The sequence below is a fragment of the Alistipes timonensis JC136 genome (genome assembly GCF_900107675.1).
GTDB classification, from domain to species: Bacteria; Bacteroidota; Bacteroidia; order Bacteroidales; family Rikenellaceae; genus Alistipes; species Alistipes timonensis.
Map to the genome: position 1 here is coordinate 101,915 of NZ_FNRI01000008.1, position 19,633 is coordinate 121,547.

Annotated in this window: 13 protein-coding genes and 1 tRNA gene; 9 read left to right on the top strand and 5 right to left on the bottom strand. The window is 60.3% G+C overall.

From position 1 onward, the window contains the following. Nucleotides 1-10: 10 nt before the first annotated feature. A complete protein-coding gene (locus tag BLU78_RS11300; RefSeq protein ID WP_010264884.1) occupies nucleotides 11-1,243 on the bottom strand; it encodes a glycoside hydrolase family 88/105 protein in 1,233 nt (410 codons plus the stop codon). Between the two features lie 171 nt (nucleotides 1,244-1,414). Here BLU78_RS11300 and BLU78_RS11305 point away from each other — a divergent pair, with 171 nt between their 5' ends. Together BLU78_RS11305 and BLU78_RS11310 are read left to right on the top strand one after the other, a co-directional pair. Next, nucleotides 1,415-5,524 (top strand): hybrid sensor histidine kinase/response regulator transcription factor, encoded by a 4,110-nt coding sequence (locus tag BLU78_RS11305; RefSeq protein ID WP_010264886.1) that lies wholly within the window; start codon nucleotides 1,415-1,417, stop codon nucleotides 5,522-5,524. A 74-nt stretch (nucleotides 5,525-5,598) separates the two neighbouring features. Continuing rightward, nucleotides 5,599-8,091, top strand: coding sequence for an alpha-galactosidase (locus BLU78_RS11310; RefSeq protein ID WP_010264888.1), 2,493 nt, complete (start codon nucleotides 5,599-5,601; stop codon nucleotides 8,089-8,091). Nucleotides 8,092-8,177: 86 nt separating this feature from the next. Here the strand turns inward: BLU78_RS11310 and groL are convergent, their stop codons facing one another. Together groL and BLU78_RS11320 are read right to left on the bottom strand one after the other, a co-directional pair. Then, nucleotides 8,178-9,809 (bottom strand): chaperonin GroEL, encoded by a 1,632-nt coding sequence (gene groL, locus BLU78_RS11315; RefSeq protein WP_010264890.1) that lies wholly within the window; start codon nucleotides 9,807-9,809, stop codon nucleotides 8,178-8,180. A gap of 12 nt (nucleotides 9,810-9,821) precedes the next feature. Then, nucleotides 9,822-10,091, bottom strand: a complete 270-nt coding sequence (locus tag BLU78_RS11320; RefSeq protein ID WP_010264892.1) for a co-chaperone GroES — start codon at nucleotides 10,089-10,091, stop codon at nucleotides 9,822-9,824. A 236-nt stretch (nucleotides 10,092-10,327) separates the two neighbouring features. Here BLU78_RS11320 and BLU78_RS11325 point away from each other — a divergent pair. Then, nucleotides 10,328-10,403, top strand: a tRNA-His gene (locus BLU78_RS11325). Between the two features lie 212 nt (nucleotides 10,404-10,615). After that, the gene (locus BLU78_RS11330; protein WP_010264896.1) at nucleotides 10,616-10,843 is read left to right on the top strand and encodes a (4Fe-4S)-binding protein; all 228 of its coding nucleotides are present in this window, start codon (nucleotides 10,616-10,618) and stop codon (nucleotides 10,841-10,843) included. Nucleotides 10,844-10,898: 55 nt separating this feature from the next. Here the strand turns inward: BLU78_RS11330 and eno are convergent, their stop codons facing one another. After that, the gene (gene eno, locus BLU78_RS11335; protein ID WP_010264899.1) at nucleotides 10,899-12,200 is read right to left on the bottom strand and encodes a phosphopyruvate hydratase; all 1,302 of its coding nucleotides are present in this window, start codon (nucleotides 12,198-12,200) and stop codon (nucleotides 10,899-10,901) included. 280 nt (nucleotides 12,201-12,480) lie between these two features. Here eno and BLU78_RS11340 point away from each other — a divergent pair, with 280 nt between their 5' ends. The 3 genes from BLU78_RS11340 (at nucleotide 12,481) to BLU78_RS11350 (ending at nucleotide 15,079) form a co-directional block, all read left to right on the top strand. Then, nucleotides 12,481-13,665, top strand: a complete 1,185-nt coding sequence (locus BLU78_RS11340; protein WP_010264904.1) for a cation:proton antiporter — start codon at nucleotides 12,481-12,483, stop codon at nucleotides 13,663-13,665. A 12-nt stretch (nucleotides 13,666-13,677) separates the two neighbouring features. Further along, nucleotides 13,678-14,331, top strand: a complete 654-nt coding sequence (locus tag BLU78_RS11345; protein ID WP_010264907.1) for a porin family protein — start codon at nucleotides 13,678-13,680, stop codon at nucleotides 14,329-14,331. Nucleotides 14,332-14,467: 136 nt separating this feature from the next. After that, complete coding sequence (locus BLU78_RS11350) at nucleotides 14,468-15,079, top strand: porin family protein (RefSeq protein ID WP_010264911.1); 612 nt, start codon at nucleotides 14,468-14,470, stop codon at nucleotides 15,077-15,079. 67 nt (nucleotides 15,080-15,146) lie between these two features. On the opposite strand, the gene BLU78_RS11355 is transcribed toward BLU78_RS11350, so the two are convergent. Next, nucleotides 15,147-16,358: an S-adenosylmethionine:tRNA ribosyltransferase-isomerase gene (locus BLU78_RS11355; protein ID WP_026020798.1), complete on the bottom strand. Its 1,212-nt coding sequence runs from the start codon at nucleotides 16,356-16,358 to the stop codon at nucleotides 15,147-15,149. Between the two features lie 81 nt (nucleotides 16,359-16,439). Between BLU78_RS11355 and nadB the strand changes: the two genes are divergently transcribed. Beyond that, the gene (gene nadB, locus BLU78_RS11360; protein WP_010264919.1) at nucleotides 16,440-17,996 is read left to right on the top strand and encodes an L-aspartate oxidase; all 1,557 of its coding nucleotides are present in this window, start codon (nucleotides 16,440-16,442) and stop codon (nucleotides 17,994-17,996) included. 3 nt (nucleotides 17,997-17,999) lie between these two features. Next, nucleotides 18,000-19,583, top strand: a complete 1,584-nt coding sequence (locus tag BLU78_RS11365; RefSeq protein ID WP_010264923.1) for a peptide chain release factor 3 — start codon at nucleotides 18,000-18,002, stop codon at nucleotides 19,581-19,583. Nucleotides 19,584-19,633: the final 50 nt, after the last annotated feature.

Below are 19,633 nucleotides of genomic sequence, written 5' to 3' on the forward strand. Positions count from 1 at the left end.
CGTTCGGGATTTATAAGTTCAGTTTCTCTTTCAGGCGCAGGATTTCCAACCCGGCGTCGAGCAGCAGGCCCGTGCCGTGGGTCTCGCCGTCGACCTTCGGACGGTTGTAGTAGAAAGGCATGTCGTTGCCGATGCCCGTACCCACACAGACGTCGCGCAGTTCCCCTTCCGGCGTGATCTTTTCGCGGCAAAGTCCCTCCCAGCCTTTCAGGGCCGCAGAGGCATAGCGGGCGTCGACCCACCCCTCGCACACGGCGTGCGCCAGGCAGTAGACAAAAATCGCCGAACAGGAGCTCTCCTCGTAGGAATCCTCCCGGTCGAGCAACTGACGCCACAGACCGGAAGCGGACTGGCGTTTCACCACGCCTGCGATCTGGCGTCCGAGCAACGCCTGCAACTGCCGCAAATCGCGGTCTCCGGCAGGCAGAACATCCATGAGCTGTACGGTAGCCAGCATCACCCAGCCGTTGCAACGGCCCCAATGCGCCCCGGCCGTACGTTCCAGATCGCCGTAATAGCCGTGATACAGCAGTTCCGTCGCCGGATTCCAAAGATAATGATGGAACCGTCCGACTTGCCGCACGGCATCGCGCAGCATCGCCCTGTCGGCGAAACACCCGCCGTAGCGCGACATGAACGACAGCCCCATATAGAGGTCGTCGGCCCAGAGCGTATGCTTATGGGGCCACGTGCGCACGAGCGTCCCGTCCGGAAAACGGGCCTGTACGCGGCGGATGTGCTCTGCGGCCCGTTCGATATAAGGCATATAGGCCTCCGTTTTGGCCGGACGCCGTGCAGCCAGCTCAATCATCGCGGCGCACTCCGCCCCGCAATGGTCCAGTTCGTTGAATTTGCGCAGGAAATGATAGGGTTCATGGTCTTCTCCCTGCGTGACGCCGAATTTCCGGTAAGCCGAAAGGGCACTGTCAATCTGCCGTTCGACGAAATCGACGTACCCTGCCTCCCCGAAACGGTCGGCCATCCGCAGCATGGCCATATTGAGCACCCCGAGGCTGTAATGCCAGTCCATGTACTTGCAGGCGAAACGGACCCGCGTCCCGCCGGGAATATCGTCGGGCGAAGCGTAAAACCGTCCCGTGGCACGATCGGTGTAGCCCGTGCGGTAATCGGCGAGCACTTTATCGGCCACACGACGCAACAGCGCTTCATCGTCCGAAGCGGCGCTCCGCGGGGGAAACAGCAAAACAGCGAAAAGCAGGCAGGCAAATAACGGAAGTCTCATGGCGGGTTGTGGATAGGTTCGGTTTTCGAAGACAAAGGAACATATTATCCACGGCTGCGGGTTAATCAAAATGTTCATTGATTTATTCCTGCGTTTCAAACCGCATGACGACCTCCTGAAAGATCATTATGCCCGAAGAGAACATCCCGATTTATATTGTATATTTGATGCATGAACCTCCCGACCCGCATAAAACACACTCTCGCCGGCATTCTGGGCCTGCTGGCATTGCTTGCAGCCCATGCAGGGCCTTCGGCCCGGAAACTCCGGTTCGACCACCTTTCGGTCACCGACGGACTCTCGCAGATGTCCGTGGTATCTGTCATCCAGGACGCCGACGGCTACCTCTGGTTCGGCACGCGCGACGGACTGAACCGTTACGACGGATACGATTTCCGCATCTTCCGCCACGAACTCCACGACACGACTTCGATCAGCGACAGCTACATCCGCTGTATGGCCAACGACCGCGACGGCCGGCTCTGGGTAGGAACCACCAACGGACTGAACCGCTACGATCCCCGCACCGAACGATTCACTCACTATTACATCGACCGCGAACGACATACGGGCAACATCAACGAGATCAACGCCATCTGCGCCGACCCCGCAGGCGGCGTATGGCTGGGAACCTACGAGGGTCTCTATCACCTGGGCAGGGACGAGGCACAGGCGCGCCGCTTCGAAGAGGTCTCCCAACGCATTTACAGCCTGGCGAGTGACGGCACACAACTCTATATCGGCCACGACCGCGGGCTGGCGGTCCTTTCGCCCGACGGAGTGCTGCGCCACATCATCCGCGACGACCGCAACCGTGCGGTCAACCTCGTCTATCCCGATTCGCAGGGGCGTGTCCATTTCAGCTTCGCAAATACCGGGACCCTCGGGCTGCTGAACCCTGAAACGGGAGCACTGAGCGAACACACGATCATCGCCGGCGATCCGCACCGGCGCAACAACCTCATCCGCAGCATCGCCGAACAACCCGACGGGAAACTCGTACTGGGAACCTACGACGGCCTGCGCATTTACGACCCGCAGAGGGGGGGGGAGACCGAAAGCTACAACCAGACCCCGCAGGAGGGCGGAGGACTTTCGCATTACGCCGTTGAAACAGTCTACGTCGACCGCGCAGGCACCCTCTGGGCCGGCACCTATGCCGGCGGAGTCAACTACGCCCACGCACAGAACGCCCTGTTCAACTATTACGATCCCCGGCGCGGCAACCACCTGCCGGGCGTCCTGAGTGCCATCGTGGCCGAACCTTCGGGCGACGTACTCTGGATCGGGTCCGACGCGGGCGGCATACTGCGCTTCGACGTCCGCAGCGGAGAGTTCGCCTACTATCCCTGCACGACTGTCCCGGGCGAAATGTTCAAGGACAACAACGTCAAATCGCTGCTGCTGGACGGAAAAACGCTCTACGTGGGGCTTTACACGGGCCTGCTCTACACGTTCGACACCGCCGCCTGCCGCTGGACGGGAATGTGGCGGAATCCCGACCATTCGGCGATCTACTCGCTGGCCCGCACACGCGACACGCTGCTGCTGGGGACCTACTCGGCCCACGGGCTGAAATACCTCTCCCCCCGGGGCATCGAGGACCGCGACCTGATGTCGGACGACGGCCGTACGGTCAACATCAACCAGATTTCGGCGCTCTGCCCCTCCGACGACGGGCTTTGGATCGGAACCCGCAGCCGCGGCCTCTACCGCTACCGGCCTTCCGGCGAACTGACCCGCTACACCTCCGACGACGGGAATTCCATCTCGGGCAACCGCATCACGGCGATCTTCGCCGACAGCCGCAAACGCATCCTGATCGGCACTTCGGACGGGGGACTGAATGTCTTCGACCCCGAAACCGAACGGTTCACGATCGTCACCCACAACGAGGGACTGCACGACAACACGGTCTGCTCGGCGGTCGAAGACCGCAAAGGCCGCCTCTGGGTAATCACCCGCACCGGTATCTCGGAACTGGATGCCTCGAACCGCGTACTGCGCACCTACGACCATTCGGGCGGCATCCGGGTACAGGAGTTCTCGCCGGCATCGGCGTTCGTCACCGACGACAACACGATCTGGGTCGGCGGCGACAGCGGGCTGGTAAGCTTCAATCCCGACAACCTGCACGTCAACACCTACGCCCCGCCTGTGGTCATCACCTCCGTAGCGGTCAACAACCGCCCTCTGGGCGGCGGATTCGGACTTTCGACGGGCCGGACGCAGCTGCGCCTGAAACACGACGAGAACAACCTCACCTTCGCATTCAGCGCCCTCAACTACATCTACCCCGAACGCAACGCCTACTCCTACAAACTCGAAGGCGCCGACAACGAATGGCGGTCGGTCGGCTCGGTGCGCGAGGTCAACTACGCCAACCTGGCGCCGGGAAGCTATCTTTTCCGGGTGCGGGGTTCGAACAACGACGGCATCTGGAACGAATCGGACACCACGCTGGGGATCGAGATCGCCCCACCGGTCTGGCTCCGCTGGTGGGCGCTGACCTTCTACCTGCTGTTACTGGCGACGGTGGGCTGGCTTATCTTCCGCTACGCCCGCGAACGCCGCCGCCTGCGGCAGCACGTGATGCTCAAACAGAAGCACGAGGAGCTTTACAAGGCCCGCATCGAACTCTTCACGAACTTCGCGCACGAACTGCGGACGCCGCTGACGCTCATCCTTTCGCCGCTCGAAGAGATGCTCACGCCCGACAACCCGCAGGAAGCGACCCACGAATCGCTGATGATGATGTACGCCAACGCCAAGCGCATGATGCTGCTCATCAACCAACTGATGGACCTGCGGCGCAAGGAGGCTGGATCGATGACCCCCAAAGTGGCCGAGGGCGATTTCGCGGGCTTCGCCGAAGAGATCTTCATCGCCTTCAACCATCAGGCCCGCAACCACCGCATCGACTACCGGTTCGAAACCTCAGAACGCCCACTGACGCTGTGGTACGACCGCTGGCTTTTCGAAAAGGTGCTGCTGAACCTGTTGTCCAACGCCTTCAAATTCACCCCCGACGGCGGAAGCATCGTCCTGCGGGCCGAAACCGCAACCCGCGAAGAACTTCCGGAAAAGGCGCAGTCCGATGCAGGGCTCTATCCCGACGCCGCACTCTACCTCCGCCTCACGCTCGCGGACAACGGCGTCGGCATGGACACCCGCGACCTGGAACGTATTTTCGACCCTTTCTACCAGGCGCAGAACCCCGACATAAAGAGCATCGGCACAGGCATCGGGCTCTCGCTGGCCAAAGGCATCGTGGAGATGCATCATGGCGTGATCTACGCCGAATCGGAGAAGGGCCGCGGAAGTACGTTCCACGTGATCGTCCCCTGCGGCAACGCCCATTTCCACGCCGGGGAGATCATCTCCGACTACCTCGACAGCGAAACGCTCGAACGCTATACGGACAGCATCGCCGCAGACGAAACTCCGGAAACCACGGAACTTCCGGCGGCCCGGAGCGAAACCACAGTACTCGTCGTAGAGGACAACCGCCAACTGCGCACCTACATCCGCCGCCGGCTGTCGCCCTACTGGAAAGTCATCGAGGCCGACAACGGCAAGTCAGGCCAACTGCTGGCGTTGGAAAAGATGCCGGCATTAATCATCAGCGACGTCATGATGCCCGTGATGGACGGCCTTCAAATGTGTTACAACCTCAAACACGATTCCCGCACGGCCCACATTCCCGTCGTCCTGCTCACGGCGCGCCAGTTCGTGCTCCAAATGAAAGAAGGGCTCGAATTCGGCGCCGACGACTACATCACCAAACCGTTCCATATGCGGGCGCTGATCCTCAAAGTGCGGAACATCATCGCCTCACGCGAAAAACTCAAAGACCTCTACGGCCAGCGACTCTCGCTCGAAAACCTGGGCGTGGAGATCAACGGCGGCGACGACAAGTTCCTGCAACAGTTGAACGAGGCCATCGACCGCGACATCGCCGATCCGGCGCTGAACCTCGACACCCTCTGCCGTCGGATCGGACTGAGTCGCGCCAGCCTCTACCGCAAGCTGATGTCCGCCACGGGACTCTCGCCCGCCCGCTACATCCAGTCCGTGCGGCTGAATCTCGCGGCCCGCATGCTGCGCGAAACGCAGATGAGCATCTCGGAAATCGCCACGGCTTCGGGTTTCAACAGCCTGATCCATTTCTCGGCCTCGTTCCGCAAGCAGTACGGCGTGCCGCCCTCGCGTTACGCCGCCGGACAGGACGCGACCGGGCCGGAAGCCGCTCCCGGCAGGGAGAATGAACCGCAGGAATAACTGTTTGAATCAATCCTTATAGCCGGCGGCGATCATTCCCGCTACTTTTGCCGCAGTAAAACCAAACTTTGTCCATGATACGGATTTTCACCGCACTGCTCCTTCTCGGCACGCTCTGCACAGGAAGCGCCGCCGCCCGGGAACACCGGCTTACGATCGGCAACGACGATTTCGAGAGCACGCTTCTGGCCGCCGACAGCCGCATCCGCGCCGTCTCGCTTCTCGATAAGAAAAACGGCGCCGAACTGCTCGCGCCCAACGGCGAACCGCTTTTCGAATTCGCCGTGAACGGCCGCACGGTCAATTCCGACATGCCGCTCTGGGACTATGCCTCGGCCACGGAGGAGAAGCTCGCCAACGGCGGAACCATTGTCTCCTATACGTTCACGGGGCGAAAGTGGCTCCAAGGGCTCCGGGTGACGCTCGACCGGGAGTATTTCCCCGACGGAGCATTCCTGCGCGAACGTCTGCGACTGCGCGCCGCACGCCCCGGAACTTTCCGCCTGACCAACGTCGGAAACCGCAACCGCTTCATCTTCCCGCGTTATACATTCGCACAGGCCGACGGCGACGCGCCGACCGAGATGCGCATCGGCACCTACGGACGCGAGGTGCTGCCCGGTTACGACCCGGCACGCGCCGACGACCGGCGCCCCGACCGCAACCTGGCCACCTGCCACATGTTCCACCCCGATTTCATCGTTCACCGGCTCGAAGAGGGAGTTCCCTGCGAGGTCAAAGGACCGTTCCTGCTCATTCCGACCCGCACGCACCGCATCCTAACCTCCTACGAACACGCCTCGCAGGACTGCAGTTACATGACGCTCCGCCCGCAGACGGTCAACACCGCTCTGAGCGACGCCTCGCAAGGCGTAAAGGGCGACTCCGACCTGGTGACGGACGACGACCTGTGGTTCATCTCCACGGGAGTCACCCAGCACGGCGACCGGCGCACCGTAAGCTGGCGCATCCGCCGCGGCGGCTATCTCGACGGCGAAGCGATCCCCGCCGAGCGGGATTACGAAACCGTATGGAGCACGATCTCCGTACTGGCCCCCGGCGAAGACCCGTCGGACGCCATCCGCGAATATCTCCTGCACCGCATCACCGACAACGCCCGCTCGCGGGAACCCCACTTCTACTACAACACCTGGGGCATGCAGCGCGACTCCTCGCCCAACATGCGGGAGGCGTTCACCGAGAAGCGCATCGCCCACGAGATCGCACTGGCCGCCGAAATGGGCGTCGACATCTTCATCTTCGACGACGGCTGGCAGCAGACCATGGGCGACTGGCGGCCCCATACCGAACGGCTGCCCCGGGGATTGAAACCCCTTGTGGATTCGCTTCGCCGCCACGGCATCACGCCCGGCATCTGGCTCTCGCTCATGGGGATCGACCCCGCCCTGGAACGCGCCCGCCGGCATCCCGAATGGATCATCCGCGACCGCCGGGGCAAACCTTACGCCGCGCAATGGGACTTTCCGGCCTGCGACCTCGTCGGCGGATTCTACGACTGTATCCTCGACGATCTGAAACGCCTTACGGACGAAGGCATCCGTTTCTTCAAATGGGACGCGATCAACACCTTCAACAGCGCGCAGCCCGGACTTGGCCACGGTTCCGACAAACACTCCCGCAAAGAACGAATCGACCGATACAACTACCTGATCCCCTTCTACGTCACCCGGCTGATGCGGGAGCTGCGGGCTTACTGCCCCGACGTGGTGGTCGAAATCGACCTCACCGAGCCCGAACGCGCGCTGATCGGGTTGATGCCGCTCCAAGAGGGCAAATTCTTCTGGATGAACAACGGGGCATCGGGCTACGGCGACTATTCGACATTCCGCACCAAGAGCATGCGCAACTCGGTCAATGCGACGGCCTGCCTGCTGCCGCCCGAGGTGCTGACCTATGCCGTCTATCCACACAACAAATCCCCCTATGCAGCACAGCGTTACAACCTGAACACAATCCTGCAAGCCGGGCACGGATTCTGGGGCAATCTGGCGGCCACCTCCTCTTCGGACCGACGCTATGTCCGCGGCACCGTGGAAAAGGCACGGCGCGTACTGCGGCACGTCGCCGGAAGGCCGCTCCGGATCGAAGGCAGGATCGGAGCCTCGCCCGAAACCTATCTCCAAGCCGCGCCCGAAAAGGGTTACGCCTTGTTCACGGCTTTCAGCGGCTCCCCCACGGAACACACCGAGCATATCGCACTCGACGTCCGGCAAGTTCTCGGCGTACTGAACCACGCCTACACGACCAACTCCGACGGCGTATGTCTCGACCTGCAATTCGCCGCACCGGACGACACGCGCGAAGCGTTCGTCGTGGGCAACGGCAACAGCGGCATACGCATCCTCTCCTCGACGGGATGGATCGATGCGCTCGATATTTCGCCGAACAGTCTTCGCATCCGCAGCGGCGACACCACCCGCCTGCACGTCGCCCTGCCCGAAGGTGCACAAAATGTCCATGCAGACGTTCCCTTCGAGACCCGGTCCGACGGGACACTGCAACTGCGGCTCGACGCCGCTCAGCAGGCGACGGTCAGTTGGCAGTAAGGCGATCCCGAAAAACAGGAATCCCCGGACGGAAAGCCGTCCGGGGATTCGAATATGATGCGGAAAAGTCCGCTTGCCAATCGGAATTACATCATGCCGCCCATACCGCCTCCGGGCATTGCCGGCATAGCGGGAGCGTCGGACTTCTTCTCAGCCAGCACGCACTCGGTGGTGAGGAACATCGACGCGATCGACGCGGCGTTCTCCAATGCGACACGCGACACCTTCGTCGGGTCGATGATACCGGCCTTCATCATGTCCTCGTACTTGTCGTCACGGGCGTTGTAACCGAAGGCATCCTTGCCCTCCTTCACCTTGTTGACGACCACCGAACCCTCGCCGCCGGCGTTCTCGACGATCTGGCGCAGAGGCTCCTCGATGGCGCGTTTCACGATCTGGATACCCGTCGTCTGGTCTTCGTTGTCGCCCTTCATGCCTTCGAGAGTCGCCGTCGCACGAATGTAAGCCACACCGCCGCCCGGGACGATACCCTCCTCGACGGCTGCACGGGTTGCGGCCAGCGCGTCGTCCACGCGATCCTTCTTCTCCTTCATCTCGACCTCGGTAGCGGCTCCGACGTAGAGCACGGCGACACCGCCTGCCAACTTGGCCAGACGCTCCTGCAGCTTCTCCTTGTCGTAGTCCGACGTAGCCTTGTCGATACCGGCACGGATCTGCGCCACACGCGAGGCGATCTCCTCCTTCTTGCCGGCACCGTCGACGATGGTGGTGCTCTCCTTGTTGAGCGACACCTTGTCGGCCGTACCCAGCATGGCCAGCGTAGCGTCCTCGATCTTCATGCCCTTGTCGGCCGAGATCACGGTTCCGCCCGTCAGCACGGCGATATCCTCCAGCATCTCCTTGCGACGGTCACCGAAGCCCGGAGCCTTGCAGGCGGCGATCTTCAGCGTACCGCGGAGTTTGTTGACCACAAGCGCCGAAAGAGCCTCGCCGTCGACATCCTCGGCGATGATCAGCAGCGAACGGCCGCTCTGGGCAACCGGCTCCAGCACGCCCATCAGCTCCTTCATCGTCGAAATCTTCTTGTCCGTAATCAGGATATAGGGCTTCTCGAGCTGGGCCTCCATCTTCTCGGTGTCGGTGATGAAATAAGCCGAAATGTAACCGCGGTCGAACTGCATACCCTCGACCACCTCGACGTGGGTCTCGGTGCCCTTGGCCTCCTCGACGGTGATGACACCTTCGTTGTTGACCTTGGCCATCGCCTCGGCGATCAGCTTACCGATATTCTCGTCGTTGTTGGCCGAAATGGTGGCCACCTGCTCGATCTTTGCGAAATCCGAACCGACCTCCTGGCTCTGCTTGCGGAGCGACTCCACGACCTTCGAAACGGCCTTGTCGATACCGCGCTTCAGGTCCATCGGATTGGCGCCGGCCGTCACGTTCTTCAGGCCCACGCTGATGATCGACTGCGCCAGCACGGTTGCGGTCGTCGTACCGTCGCCCGCGTCGTCGTTGGTCTTCGAAGCGACCTCCCGGACCATCTGGGCGCCCATGTTGGCGAAAGCGTCCTCCAGTTCGACCTCCTTGGCCACGGTCACACCGTCCTTGGTGATCTGCGGAGCACCGAATTTCTTGTCGATGATCACATTGCGGCCTTTGGGGCCCAGCGTTACCTTTACGGCGTTCGACAGCGCGTCGACACCCTCTTTGAGCAGCTCGCGCGCCTCTACGTTGTATTTAATATCTTTTGCCATGACTTTTACGAATTAGATGATTGCCAAAATATCGTTCTGTTTCATGATGAGGTAATCCACGCCGTCGACCTGGATCTCCTGACCGGCATACTTGCCGTAGAGGACCTGATCGCCCACTTTGACCTCCATTTTGACCTCCGAAGTGCCGGGGCCCACTGCAACGACCTTACCTGCCAGCGGTTTTTCCTTTGCCGTGTCGGGGATGATCAATCCACCGGCTGTCTTCTCCTCCGCGGGATTCGGGAGAACCAGCACACGGTCCGATAACGGTTTTACATTCATAGCTTTTACGTGTTTTAAGTTTTACTGATATATTTGTGTTATTCGCTTTCGCAACCCCGAATCCATCAATAGATGTGCCAAGCGTTTTTTGGCAGGTTTTGCGTGACAAACGAGCAGTGGAGACTGCCATTTTGTCACCCGGGACACTTTCCCGAAGATTTTTAAGCCGAAAATTTTGCACGGACCGAAAAAACGTATTACATTTGCATCCCGATACGACAAGTGCGTATCGACACGGTGGATGTAGCTCAGTCGGTTAGAGCGTCGGATTGTGGTTCCGAAGGTCGTGGGTTCGAGCCCCATCTTCCACCCCGAAAGGGTCTTCGCAAGAAGACCTTTTTTGTTGGCAGACAGCCGCAAGCCAGCCCAAACAATCCTGTATATCAACAATATGCAGGATTGCTTCATTTACAGACCGAAGCATACGGAGAAAACAGCCCCATCTTCCGAGGTTCCGGAAAGCGATATTTTTTCGTATCTTTAGCACCATAAAAATTCATTCAGTCAACCAAAGACTTTTGCACATGGACCCGAAAAACACCATTAAAGAGTACACCAACGGCGAAATCATTATCGTCTGGCAGCCGGAACTTTGCACACACGCAGGCGTCTGCGTAAAGATGCTGCCCAAGGTTTACAATCCGAAAGAGCGGCCCTGGGTGAAACCGGAGAATGCTTCGACAGCCGAACTCATCGCCCAAATCGACAAATGCCCCTCGGGAGCGCTGTCATACCGAATGGCCGAAAAATAAAAACAGAAACCCGGATGTCTTCCGACATCCGGGTTTCTTGTATCCGGTCCGCAAATTACTTGCGGTATACCTTCGTGTAGCCGTAGACAGCCTCGTCGCCGAGCTCCTCCTCGATGCGGAGCAGCTGGTTGTACTTGGCCATGCGGTCCGAACGCGAAGCCGAGCCGGTTTTGATCTGGCCCGAGTTCGTAGCCACGGCGATGTCGGCGATCGTCGAATCCTCGGTCTCACCCGAACGGTGCGACGTTACCGACGTGTAGCCTGCGCGGTGAGCCATCTCGATAGCGTCGAGCGTCTCGGTCAGCGTACCGATCTGGTTTACTTTGATGAGGATCGAGTTGGCGCAACCCATTTCGATACCCTTCTTCAGGAAGTCCACGTTCGTAACGAACAGGTCGTCACCCACGAGCTGGCACTTGTCGCCGATCTCGGCGGTGAGCATCTGCCAGCCTTCCCAGTCGTTCTCCGACATACCGTCCTCGATCGAGTCGATGGGGTATTTGGCAACGAGGCCCTTCAGGTACTCAACCTGCTCCTTCGACGAACGCTTGGCACCTTTGGCGCCCTCGAACTTGGTGTAGTCGTAAACGCCGTCTTTGAAGAACTCCGACGAAGCGCAGTCCATGCCGATCGACACGTCGCCGCCTTCGCACTTGCGGCCGGGCTTGTAACCGGCCATCTTGATGGCCTCGATGATCGACTCGATGGCGTCCTCCGTACCGTTGAGCGCGGGAGCGAAACCGCCCTCGTCACCTACGGCCGTCGAGAGATTGCGGTTGTGGAGCACTTTTTTGAGGTTGTGGAATACCTCGGCGCCCATGCGGATACCCTCTTTGAACGAAGCGGCACCTACGGGACGGATCATGAACTCCTGGAATGCGATCGGAGCGTCCGAGTGCGAACCGCCGTTGATGATGTTCATCATCGGAACGGGCAGCGTCTTGGCGTTCGCTCCGCCGATATAGCGATAGAGGGGCATGCCGAAATAGTCGGCGGCGGCGCGGGCCACGGCCAGCGATACGCCGAGGATGGCATTGGCGCCCAGCTTCGACTTGGTCGGGGTGCCGTCGAGGGCGATCATGGCCTTGTCGATACCCACCTGATCGGCAACGTTCATGCCGATAACGGCCGGGGCAATCACCTCGTTGACGTTCTTCACGGCGTTCAGCACGCCTTTGCCCAGGTAACGGCTCTTGTCGCCGTCACGAAGTTCGAGAGCCTCGTTCTCGCCGGTCGATGCGCCGCTCGGAACGGCAGCGCGGCCGAATGCGCCCGATACAGTCCGTACTTCGACCTCGACGGTCGGATTGCCTCGCGAGTCGAGGATCTCCCTTGCATGAATCTCTACAATCTGCATAGTTGTAATGGTTTGAATAATATGTGTTTGAAATACTAACTTCCTAAACGTCGCGGCAAAGGTAGTACAAGCCGGGCGCAATGACAAATTTATTTGAATTGCCGGGGCGCAGTCTTCCTAAGCCGGGATTTCCCGGCAAAGGTACAAAATAATTGCGAATTGCGGTTTCTTTATTGTTATTTTTTTCACGATTGCGGCACGCGTTTTTCTGTTTCTGATGCAAATATCGTATCTTTGCGCCGCGACTTACGCGCAAAACCACGTAAACGACCGTCATTCAATGCGAAAAGTTCTTTCGTTCTCGCTCTTCCTGATGCTGGGCCTCGTCGCCTCGCAACTGCTCCCCGGCGCGCTGGGCGCGGCCTATCCGGGCTTCAAAGCCACTACCGACACCCTGCTCTACGTCTGTCTGGGATTCATTATGATAAACGTCGGCCGGGAGTTCGAGATCGACAAATCCCGCTGGCGCTCCTACACCGCCGATTACTTTATCGCCATGGCCACCGCCGCGCTTCCGTGGCTGCTCATCGCCCTCTATTACGTCTTCGTCCTGCTGCCCTCCGACCTGTGGGGAAGCCCCGAGGCGTGGAAGGAGAACCTGTTGCTGAGCCGTTTCGCGGCCCCGACCTCGGCGGGCATCCTCTTCACGATGCTCGCGGCGCTGCACCTGAAAAAAAGCTGGATATACCGTAAAATACAAGTGCTGGCGATCTTCGACGACCTGGACACCATCCTGCTGATGATCCCGCTGCAAATCCTGATGATCGGCCTCAAATGGCAGATGTTCGCCATCGTGGGCGTGGTGACCCTCCTGCTCGCCGTCGGCTGGCGGTGGCAGGCGAAGTGGGACGTGCGGCAGGACTGGAAACGCATCCTGGGACTCGCCGTCGTGGTCTGCGCCCTGACGCAGCTGCTCTACCTGGCGACGGCCCACTGGTACGGCCCCGAAAACAGCATCCATATCGAAGTGCTGCTTCCGGCGTTCGTGATCGGCATGCTGATGAAGCACCGCGAACTCGACACCCCCGCCGAACGCCGCGCTTCGACGGGCATCTCGTTCCTGTTCATGCTGCTGGTGGGAATGAGCATGCCGCTGGTGACGGGCACCGCGGCGTCCGACGCGGCCGCGGCAGCCGGATCGGTCACCGCCGCGCAGCCGATGATGCCGTGGGGCATCCTGCTGCTGCACGTCGTAGCCGTATCGGCACTTTCCAACCTCGGAAAACTCGTGCCGGTCTTCTTCTACCGCGACCGGCAGCTGAGCGAGCGGCTGGCCCTCTCGGTGGGTATGTTCACCCGCGGCGAGGTGGGCGCCGGAGTGATCTTCATCGCCCTCGGGTACAGCCTCGGCGGCCCGGCGCTGATTATCTCGGTGCTGACGCTGGTACTGAACCTTATCCTCACGGGCGGATTCGTCGTCTGGGTCAAACGACTGGCGCTCCGAAGCGCCGTTCCCGAAGAATAACCCCTTGTACGCATGAAAAAATACACACTGATCCTGTTTGTCCTGCTGCTGGCCGGGAACGCCCGGGCGCAGCAGTACGAAAAGAACATCCTGGGCGTCCGCGCCGGCCTCAATGTCTCGAAGCTCGCGGTTTCGGCCGAGGATATGCGGCTCAGCACCGGTTGGCGCACCGGATTCCATTTCGCCGTTTCGGATCAGGTGCTACTGACCCGGAAACTGCCTCTCTACCTCGAAACGGGGGTCGATTTCTCGAGCCGCGGCGGCAAAATCGCCCTTGCGCAATACGGCGAAGTCTACCGGACGACCCCGCGGCCGTTCTACCTGCAGGTGCCCCTGCTCGTCAACTACCATTTCAACGTCCGGGACCTCCTCACGATACAGCCTTTCGCCGGCATTTACGGCGGCGTGGGGCTGAGGGGCCGCATGGAGTTCGACTACCTCGGGAAAGAGGAGCTGTTCGGCGACCGGGGAATGCTCTACCGGCTGGATTTCGGGGTCCGGGCGGGCGTCGGATTCACCGTGAAACGCATCTATCTGGGCGTAAGCTATGACATCGGCTGCATGAACCAGTTCAAAGGCACCGAGTTCTTCGGCTACGAAACCCGCGTTTCGGAGGTCAGAATACAAAACGACTGCCTCACCGTGATGATCGGCTACAACTTCTGACACCTGCCGGCTATCTTATTAAAACAAAAATATTTACGAACAAATTTACCGGTTGTCCGCAAAAAAAATCGGGGGGGGGATTTTTCGGAAAAATTATCCTATATTTGCCACGCAAACAACACTAAACTCATTCATTATGAAAAAAGTACTGCTTATCGTGGCCGCCATGCTGTTGGCAAATGCCGTGTCGGCGCAGAATCACGAAAAGAACATCCTGGGCGTCCGCGCAGGTCTGAATCTGTCGAGCTACTCGATTTCTGAAAGCGGCGGATCAATCAGCACCGACTCCCGGGCCTCGTTCCACGTCGCCGTTTCGGACCAAATCCTGCTGTGCAACAAACTGCCCTTCTACCTCGAAACCGGCCTTGCGTTTTCGAGCCGCGGCGGTAAGATCGCAGGCATAAGCTTCCGCCCCTCCTACCTGCAGATTCCCGTGCTGGTAAACTACCACTTCAACATCAAAGACATCGTTACGATCCAGCCGTTCGCAGGTCTTTACTACGGATTCGGCATCGGCGGCAAGATGAAAGCCGGCGACGAGAAAGGGGACATCTTCGGCGACGAAGGCATCTTCAAGCGTTCCGACCTCGGGGTGCGTCTGGGCGCAGGCGTCGTCTGGAACCGCATCTACTTCGGCCTGGGCTACGACATCGGCTGTCTGAACCTGGCCAAAGACGTACTGACCAACGGCGGCGACGGCACGATGCGCAACAACTGCTTCTCCATCAGCGTCGGATACAATTTCTAATCCGGCCCTGCACCGAAAAAAAGGGACGCTATCGAAAAGCGTCCCTTTTTCTTTTTCCGTATAACGGTCACTCCCGCATCAGCACCGACGAGTCGCCGTAGCTCAGGAAGCGGAAATCGTGCCCGAGGGCATAATCGTAAATCCGGCGCCAGTCGTCGCCCGCGAAAGCCGACACCAGCAGCAGCAGGGTCGATTTGGGCTGGTGGAAATTGGTGACGATGTTGCGCACGATGCGGAACTCGTAACCCAGCGGCGTAATCATGATCTGCGTCGAGGCTTTCAGCCGTTCGACCCCGTTCGCGTCCATCCAGGCGAGCAGCTCCTCCAGGGCGTCGCGGCCCGAATAGTCAGCCGGAATGTCATACAGCTCCCACTGGCTGACCACCCGTCCGGCATCGGGCGTTCCGGCGGTACGGATGCGCCACGCAAGGGCCGCGAGCGATTCGAGCGTGCGGACCGAAGTGGTCCCCACGGCGGTAATGTGCCCCCACTTTTCCAACAGTCGGGCCACCGTCGCGCGGCGCACCTCGAAGTGCTCGGTGTGCATCGGATGCTTCGCGGCATCGTCGTCCTTCACGGGCAGGAAGGTCCCCGCCCCGACATGGAGCGTCACCTCCTCGAACCCGAATCCCCGGGCCTCCATCGCCCCGATCAGCCCGGGCGTGAAGTGCAGGCCGGCGGTCGGCGCCGCCACCGACCCCTCGAATTTCGAATAGACCGTCTGGTAGCGCGTGTTGTCGATCTCCTCGCTCTCCCGGTTCAGGTAAGGCGGGATCGGAATCCGCCCGAGGTGCTCCAGCAGTTGCCCGAAAGTCATCGGGGCGCTCCACTCGAAGCGCACGACGCATTCGCGGCCGTGGTCTTCGGCAATCCATGCCCGGAGGTGTTCGGCGCGCCCCTGGCAGTCGAAATTGATCTCCACATACCCCTCTTTCCACTTCTTGCGGTTGCCCACGATGCACGACCACGCGCATCCGCCCGTGACGGCGAAAGCCCGTTCGTAATCGGCCGGGTCGTGCGGCTCGAGGCAGAAGACCTCGATACGCGCTCCCGAAGGTTTGTGCATGATGATCCGCGCCCGGATGACCTTCGTGTTGTTGAAGACCAGCAGTTCACCCGCAGGCAGCACGTCGCCGATGTCGGCGAAATGCCGTTCGGAAATCCCGCCGCCGCGCCAGACGAGCAGTTTCGAAGCGCTGCGCTCGGCGAGGGGGAATTTGGCGATCCGCTCGTCCGGGAGGTCGTAATCGAAGCGGTTTATGTCGATATGTCGTTCCATATTTTGCCGGAAATTATGCGGCAAAGTTACTATTTTTTGTAACTTTGCGGCGCTGCAAGGCAATAGAAAAAGGAAAAACCCATGAAAACCGACTTTCTGGTTATCGGTTCCGGCGCTGCGGGACTCTCGTTCGCGCTGAAGGCCGCGGCTCACGGACACGTTACGATCGTCACCAAAGGCGAGATCGAGGAGTGCAACACCAACTATGCCCAGGGCGGCATCTGCTCGGTCACATACGCCCCCGACACCTTCGAAAAACACATCCGCGACACATTGGTCTGCGGAGCGGGCAAGTGCGACGAGAAAGCCGTGGAGCTGGTCGTGCGGCGCGCCCCGGAGCTGATCCGGGACCTCATTGCCTGGGGCACGCGCTTCGACAAGACCCCCGACGGGCGTTTCGAACTCAACCGCGAGGGCGGCCACTCGGAACACCGCATCCTCCACCACGAGGACCTTACGGGAGCCGAGATCGAACGGGCGCTCGTGGAGTCGGTGAAGAAGCATCCGAACATCACGGTCCTCGAACACCATTTCGCCATCGACCTGCTGACGCAGCACCACCTGGGCGAGTTCGTCACGCGCCACACGCGCGGACTGGCCTGCTTCGGGGCTTATGTGCTGGACCTCGAGACGAACGAGATCGAGACCATGCTGTCGAAATTCACCGTCGTAGCCACCGGGGGCTGCGGCAACGTCTACTCCACCACCTCGAATCCCAACGTCGCCACGGGCGACGGCATCGCCATGTGCCACCGCGCCAAGGCCATCACCGAGAACATGGAGTTCATCCAGTTCCACCCGACGACGCTCTACAACCCCGGCGAGAAGCCCAATTTCCTCATCACCGAGGCCATGCGCGGTTTCGGCGCCATCCTGCGGCTGCCCGACGGCAAGGAGTTCATGGACAAATACCATCCGATGAAATCCCTCGCGCCGCGCGACGTCGTGGCCCGGGCCATCTATCGCGAGATGACCAAGCGGGGTTCGGATTTCGTCTACCTCGACGTGACGCACAAGGACCCCGACGCCATCCGGAGCCATTTCCCGAACATCTACGAGAAATGCCGCTCGATCGGCATCGACATCACGAAGGACTGGATTCCCGTGACCCCCGCGGCGCACTACTGCTGCGGCGGCGTGAAGGTCGACCTCAACGGCGAAACGTCGATCAAACGGCTCTACGCGCTGGGCGAAACCTCGTGCACGGGGCTGCACGGCGCCAACCGCCTGGCGTCGAACTCGCTGATCGAGGCGGTCGTCTACGCCGACCAGGCCGCGCAGCACACCGCGTCGCTGCTGGAAAAGGTCGATTTCCAGGAGGGCATCCCCGACTGGGATTTCGAAGGCACGCAGCACACCGAGGAGATGCTTATGATCATCCAGTCGAAGCGCGAGATGCAGACCATCATGTCCAACTACGTGGGCATCGTGCGGTCGAACCTCTCGCTGAAACGCGCCATGCACCGGCTGGAGATACTCTGGCAGGAGACCGAGGAGCTTTACAACAAAACCAAGCCCAACCGCGAACTGTGCGAGCTGCGGAACATGATCGCCATCGCCTACCTGGTCATCAAACAGGGCCGCGAGATCAAAGAGTCCGTGGGCTGCCACTACAACGCCGATTACCCGAAAGAATAACGCATGACATTACAGGAAGAAATAACCCGGCGGCGGACCTTCGCCGTCATCGCCCACCCCGACGCGGGCAAGACCACCCTCACCGAAAAACTGCTGCTGTTCGGCGGCGCCATCCACGTGGCCGGAGCCGTCAAAAGCAACAAGATCAAAAAAGGCGCAACGTCCGACTTCATGGAGATCGAACGCCAGCGCGGCATCTCGGTGGCCACGGCCGTGATGGGCTTCGAATACCGGGGCTGCAAAATCAACATCCTCGACACCCCGGGGCACGAGGACTTCGCCGAGGACACCTACCGCACGCTGACGGCCGTGGACTCGGTCATCATCGTGATCGACGGCGCCAAGGGCGTCGAGTCCCAGACCCGCAAGCTGATGGCGGTCTGCCGCATGCGCAAGACCCCCGTGATCGTCTTCATCAACAAGTTAGACCGCCCCTCGAAAGAGCCGTTCGACCTGCTGGACGAGGTTGAGAAAGAGTTGCAGATCCGCGTGCGGCCGCTGGCTTTCCCCATCTCGAACGGCCCCACGTTCAAGGGCGTCTACAACCTCTACGAAAAGAACCTCTCGCTCTTCACGTCGGACGAGAAACTGACGGCCGACGCTTCGACGGCCGAAATTTCGGACCTCGCGTCACAAGAGCTGGAGGGCTACATCGGCGAGAAATTCGCCGACCAGCTGCGGCAGGATGTCGAACTGGTCGAGGGCGTCTACGACGAATTCGACCGCGAGGCATACCTGAGCGGCGAACTGGCCCCGGTCTTCTTCGGCTCGGCGGTCAACAACTTCGGCGTCCGCGAACTGCTGGACTGCTTCGTGCGCATCGCCCCCTCGCCGCGTCCGGCCCCGACCGAGACCCGGGCGGTGGAGCCCGGAGAGCCGAAAATGACCGGCTTCGTTTTCAAAATCCACGCCAACATGGACCCCAACCACCGCGACCGCATCGCGTTCCTGAAGATTTGTTCGGGCACATTCGAGCGCAACAGGAACTACCTGCACGTGCGCAGCGGCAAGCAATTGAAGTTCTCGTCGCCGACGGCCTTCATGGCCGAGAAGAAGTCGGTGATCGACTTCGCCTATCCGGGCGACATCGTGGGCCTGCACGACACGGGCAACTTCAAAATCGGCGACACCTTCACCGAGGGCGAGAAGCTCCGTTTCACGGGCATCCCGTCGTTCGCCCCCGAGCAGTTCCGGTACATCGAGAATGCCGACCCGCTGAAATTCAAACAACTGGCCAAGGGAATCGACCAGCTGATGGACGAGGGTGTGGCGCAGTTGTTCACCTCGTCGCTCAACGGCCGCAAGATCATCGGCACGGTAGGCGCGCTGCAATTCGAGGTCATCCAATACCGGCTGGAGCACGAGTACAGCGCCGCATGCCGCTGGGAGCCGATCTCGATCTACAAAGCCTGCTGGATCGACAGCGACAACGCCGCGCAGCTGGCCGACTTCAAACGCCGCAAACACACCAACATGGCTGTCGACAAACACGGCCGCGACGTATTCCTCGCCGACACGAGCTACGGGCTCGCCCTGGCACAGGAGAATTTCAAAGACATCCGCTTCCATTTCACCTCGGAGTTCTAAAACACAAAAAATCCGCCGGAGTCTGCACTCCGGCGGATTTGCTTCTAACG